At 28.1% G+C, this 5,069-nt stretch carries 6 protein-coding genes; 4 read left to right on the forward strand and 2 right to left on the reverse strand.

The window, feature by feature from the left end; genetic code table 11:
- Positions 1-116 (reverse strand): phage integrase N-terminal SAM-like domain-containing protein (locus K354_RS15380; RefSeq protein WP_174377787.1); only part of this gene is annotated, 116 nt, incomplete at its 3' end.
- 289 nt (positions 117-405) lie between these two features.
- Here K354_RS15380 and K354_RS0113000 point away from each other — a divergent pair.
- From K354_RS0113000 to K354_RS14445, 4 genes are all read left to right on the forward strand, one after another.
- Positions 406-2,547 (forward strand): hypothetical protein, encoded by a 2,142-nt coding sequence (locus K354_RS0113000; RefSeq protein ID WP_024955924.1) that lies wholly within the window; start codon positions 406-408, stop codon positions 2,545-2,547.
- Between the two features lie 273 nt (positions 2,548-2,820).
- On the forward strand, positions 2,821-3,642 hold the full coding sequence (locus K354_RS0113005) for a hypothetical protein (RefSeq protein ID WP_024955925.1): 822 nt from the start codon (positions 2,821-2,823) through the stop codon (positions 3,640-3,642).
- Between the two features lie 70 nt (positions 3,643-3,712).
- The gene (locus K354_RS0113010) at positions 3,713-4,228 is read left to right on the forward strand and encodes a hypothetical protein (RefSeq protein ID WP_024955926.1); all 516 of its coding nucleotides are present in this window, start codon (positions 3,713-3,715) and stop codon (positions 4,226-4,228) included.
- 1 nt (position 4,229) lies between these two features.
- Positions 4,230-4,631, forward strand: a complete 402-nt coding sequence (locus tag K354_RS14445) for a hypothetical protein (protein ID WP_024955927.1) — start codon at positions 4,230-4,232, stop codon at positions 4,629-4,631.
- 141 nt (positions 4,632-4,772) lie between these two features.
- On the opposite strand, the gene K354_RS0113020 is transcribed toward K354_RS14445, so the two are convergent.
- On the reverse strand, positions 4,773-5,069 hold a 297-nt coding region (locus K354_RS0113020), incomplete at its 5' end, for a transposase (RefSeq protein WP_024954716.1).

Genomic DNA, 5,069 nt, shown 5'->3' on the forward strand with positions numbered 1-5,069 from the left:
TGAAAGAGTATGTAAGATTTTATCCAATGAATATAAGTTTTTTCTGTTGAAAGACTATAGTGTTTTACTCTAATCTTATCTCTAACAACGTCCAATAACTTTTTTTTAACTTCCACATTAAAACCTTTTTCTTAAGGGACATAATGTCCTTTTAATACAATTTAATACAAATACCTGACATTTTGTCCTGTTATCTACATGTAAAGCAATAAAAGGACATAAATTATTTAAGAATATTAGTAAAAAGAATAGAAAAGCAGTAAAAATATTGCAAATTGAAATATTTTTTGTGAATTTAGTGATTTAATAGGACACATTTTATGTCCTTTTAATGTTATCATTAAGGCTAATAGGTATATAATGTGCATTGAATAAATAGTTACATGATAATATTAAAGGAGATACATGCCATATTTAGAAACTCAATTAGAAGGTTTTTTTGAAGCTGTTGAATCATTAAAAAAATACAGAAGAGCTGATTTAATTGATAATAAGGGTCGTAATCTTTTAAAAGAATTATATACAGACCTATTACCTAATGATTATATTTTAAAAAAGACTTTGAAAGAAAATACTACATTTTTAGTAGGAAGAAAGGGAACTGGAAAATCAACTATATTTTTACGTCTAGAACAAGAACTAAAAACTAAAAAAGAATATTTACCATGTTATCTTGATGTAAAAACTATTTATGAATCTTCACAAACAGCACTAGCAAGTACACAAGAACTAGAAACACTATTAGATTCTGAACTCCTTGAAAAGTATTTAGTGGAACGAGCATTTATCCAAACAGTTTTAACTACAATTTTAAATGAAATATCAAATAAATTTAATTCAAATACTGAAAAACTTTTAAAAGCAATTGGACTTTCAAAAGTAGAAGAAGTCAAAGAAAAAATATCCGAATTAAAACATAACATTGAAAATAATAATTACTTGAAAAAAATAGAGCTTCCAATATTACAAACTATAAATTCAAAAAAAACAACAATAAATGAAGAAAATGATGAAGTAGCATCTAGTATAAAAGGAGCAGAATTAAGTGCAGAAACTACTGTGGAAGGAATAAAGGCTTCATTTAAAACAAACTCTGGAATTGAACAAAAAAACAATAATAAAACTGCTACAGAAAATGAAGATATTTTTTCAAATGTTTTTTTAAAGGTCTTTCAAATTAAAGAAGTGATATTGGGAATAAAAGAAGCGTTATCTGTATTGAAAATTCGCCATTTGTATATTTTATTAGATGATTTTTCAGAGATAGATGATACATCTATAAATACATTTGTTGATGTGGTTTTGGCTCCACTAAATAATTGGTCAGATGAGTTTATTAAATTTAAAGTTGCAGCGTATCCCAATAGAATTTATTATGGAAAAATTGACCCAGGTAAAATTGACACTATTGAATTAGATTTTTATAGTCTTTACTCTGAATTTGATAGAGATAAAATGGAAACAAACGCCATTGAATTTACAAAAAGAATATTGGAAAAAAGATTTAATAAGTTTACAAGTACACAACCAGATATATTTTTTGATACATCAACTACCAGTATGGAGGACTATTATGAAATTCTTTTTAATGCTTCAATGAATGTACCTCGTATATTAGGGTATATTTTATCTTATTGCTATCAAAGTAGAATTATTTATAATAATAAAATAAATAAAAGTGACATAGAGTCAGCTGCACAACGCTATTATGAAGATAAAATTTATTCATTTTTTGAAACTACTACCCATTCTTTAGTTTCCCTAGATGAAAAGATCACAGCACTTCAATTAAAAAACTTATTAAATTTATTTCTTGAAAAAGCAAAAGAAATTAAAAAAAGAATTACTACAGGTGACTTAAAAGGATCTTTGTATATTCAAAACAAGCCTTATAGTAGTCATTTTCATTTTGATCCAAGATTTGAAGAATTTATTAAAACTTTAGAGTTGAATTATTTTATCAGTAAGTATAATGATCAAACAGATAGAGATAAAAATCAAATATCAGTTTATTCTTTAAATTATGGACTATGCAAGAAACATAATATTATTTGGGGAAAACCTAAAGGTGCTAAATATAGGAAATATTTTATTGAACGTCCTTTTAATTACAACAAGCTAATTAAAGGTTTTCTATCTGATTCTGAACGAATTATATGCACAAATAAGGATTGTAAAAAACAATTTGATATTGATGACATAAAGTTTTTAGAGTTTAACAACTTTAAATGTAATGTTTGTTCAGCTCCTGTAATTATAGAACGTCTAGCTGATGAAATAAAAGAAGTTATAGATAAGATAGATGAAACAAAAATGCTTCCAACTCCTGAAATAAAAATATTAAAAGAACTACAAAACAGTGGTCATGACTTATATGCAAGAGATTTAGCACAAGAAATTGATTACTCTGGTCAATTAATAGGTTGGAGAGGTAAGAAATTAGCTGAAAAACATGAATTACTTACTAGAACAAAAGAAAGTGGTAAACCCTACAAATATGGATTAACAGAAGAAGGAAAAGAATTTTTTCTTGGATGGGACAAGTAAATAACATGTAACAAAACAGTGGAGCTAATAAATTACCCTGCGGGAAATTTATTAGCTCACTTCAACCGTTGTACGTTCCCGCTTTGCGGCAACGTACAACGGCGCGGCTGAGCACTGAACGTGCCCATCTCTGCCATCTGTCGTGCTCCGCTTCGCTACGCACAACAAATGACAGGAACACACACCAAGTTCTTTTCCAGAAAACCCTGCGGGATTTCCCGAAAAACAACTGACTGGTGCTCAGCCGCGCCGTTAGATTAATAAGGAAAAAGATTGATAATAGCAAAAAATATATTTGGAAAAATTATTGAATTGGCATTTACTGCCATCATTGGTGGCTTTATAGCTATATATGTATTTGGAACATCCCAACTTGAATATAAAGATGGATTTAAAGAACAATACTTTGATATTCCAGCTAAGGTACCAGATGATTTAGTCATTCAATATAAAGGGAAAAAGATTGAAAATATCAGCGTATATGATTTTGCAATCTATAATAGAACATTTAAAGATTTAAAAGATGTAACTATTTATTTTGAAGTAACAGGAAAAAAGGGAATAAATATTCCCCAAATAATTAATAGAGGAGTTTATTCTCCTTCAAGGTTACCAGAAAACATTGGTATTCATGAAGTTGTTCAAAAAGAGAAAAATATATATGCATTCAAAATTGATGTTATCAAACAAACAGGATCAAACTCGTATTACTTAGCTAGATTTATTTTTGAGGGGAAAGTAAATCCAAATATAAATATAAGTATTCCAAAAAATGCTGGTGTTGATATCAAAGAATATTCTCAATGGAGAGAGTACACAATATTGATCTCTTTTTTAATAGGAATTATTTTAATTTTTATTATAACCATCTCATTAATAGATGGAAGACAAAATAAGAGTATATGGTCAAAACGAAAACAAAGATTAATTGATGTTTTGGACAAAACTAAATCTGAAACACTAAGTGAAAATACAATATGTGAAATTATTGATAATTATGAAGATGAATTTGAACCTAAAACACCATATTTTTATAAAAAGTTTACAAATATAGTAAAGAAACTTAAATCTAACAAAACCTTGGATGATGAATAAAGTTCCCTAGCTGGAACTTATCCATCAAGTCAACCGTTAGATTACACATATAAATTTGAAAAGGGAAAAAATGTATGATTATATTAAACTAAATATATTTAGCATTTCTGGTATATCAATTTCCATTGGCGTCTTAGGTTTTTTATCAGGTATTACTACTATATTTTTAGATGTTAATAGTAGCTTATCTGTAAAATGGTTTTTATTTATAATATTAATTTTTATATCAATTTTCATCATATTCTTAAAAATCATGCATGATTTATGGATTAAATCAGAAATACATAAGAGCCATGAAGTTCCTATAAAAGCAATTCTTGAAGACCAAATTTTGGTAATTAGAAAAAATGATAATTTTATTAATAACATCTTAGTAGGTTGTTACTCAATTAATGATGACATTGAGAGGTTGGCATATATTGGTGTAGTTCATCATGTTCAAGATAAACTGATACAAATAAGACTTATACAAAATAAAGGTATTTTAAAGCAAAGTCCTTACGATAAGGAAGCTTTCAATACATTAATAATTCGTCCTGTAATTCCATTTAATGCCATTACAGAAATTAAACAAGAGGAAATATAAAATGAGTGAAAAATATTTTGGAACAGTTGTAAAAATAATTGATGATTACAGTGTGGTAATAAATGCCGGTTCTAATCAAGGTATATCAAAAAATGACTGTTTTGTAGTTATTGGTATTGGTGATATTATTGTTGACCCTGATACAGGAGAAGAGTTAGAAAAGTTAGAAGTAGTTAAAGGCAAAGTTCAAGTTCTTCATATACAAGATAAAATTTCTACTGTAAAATCTTTTGAGTATGATAAGTCACCAGATAAAAAAGAAATTAAAAAAGTGGAATCAAGTAATTCTGGACTAGGACTTTTTGGTGCTAATGAAACAGTTACAGAATCAATAACTCCGGGAAAATCAACATTAAAACAACTTCAAAATGTAAAAATTGGAGATAAAGTTTTAAAAATCTAACAAAACTTTGGAGAGAAATATTTGACCCTGCGGCTCAAATATTTCTCAACTCAACCGTTGTACGTTCCCGCTTTGCGGAAACGAATAAAAGGGGACAGTTTCCACCTTTGAATCCCCTTAATTTCTAGTATTCTTACTATCTCAAGCCAATGCAAGATTATTCCATTTTTCATATCGATTATGGTCATACATTTCATTCTTTTTATAAAGAGAGAAAGTGATGGTAACTATCTTTCTCATAACAGCAATTTGAGCAGAAGTCGAATGTTTACCTCTTTCTTTAAGACGCTCATAAAAAAGCTTCATTTGTGGATTATGTTCTATTGAAGTAAGTGTTCCCATAAATAAAGTATTTCTAATAAGTCGTGAACCTTGTTTTGAAATCCTTGAACGTTTATGTACAGAGCTACCTGAGCTGACTTCGATAGGGTCAAGTCC

The sequence above is a fragment of the Sulfurospirillum arcachonense DSM 9755 genome, from assembly GCF_000597725.1.
Lineage (GTDB): Bacteria > Campylobacterota > Campylobacteria > Campylobacterales > Sulfurospirillaceae > Sulfurospirillum_A > Sulfurospirillum_A arcachonense.

What these genes read in the sequence shown, in the direction of transcription:
- K354_RS0113010 (WP_024955926.1), top strand. Translation starts at nt 3,713, where the DNA reads ATGTATGATTATATTAAACTAAATATATTTAGCATTTCTGGTATATCA.
- K354_RS14445 (WP_024955927.1), top strand. Translation starts at nt 4,230, where the DNA reads ATGAGTGAAAAATATTTTGGAACAGTTGTAAAAATAATTGATGATTAC.
- K354_RS0113000 (WP_024955924.1), top strand. Translation starts at nt 406, where the DNA reads ATGCCATATTTAGAAACTCAATTAGAAGGTTTTTTTGAAGCTGTTGAA.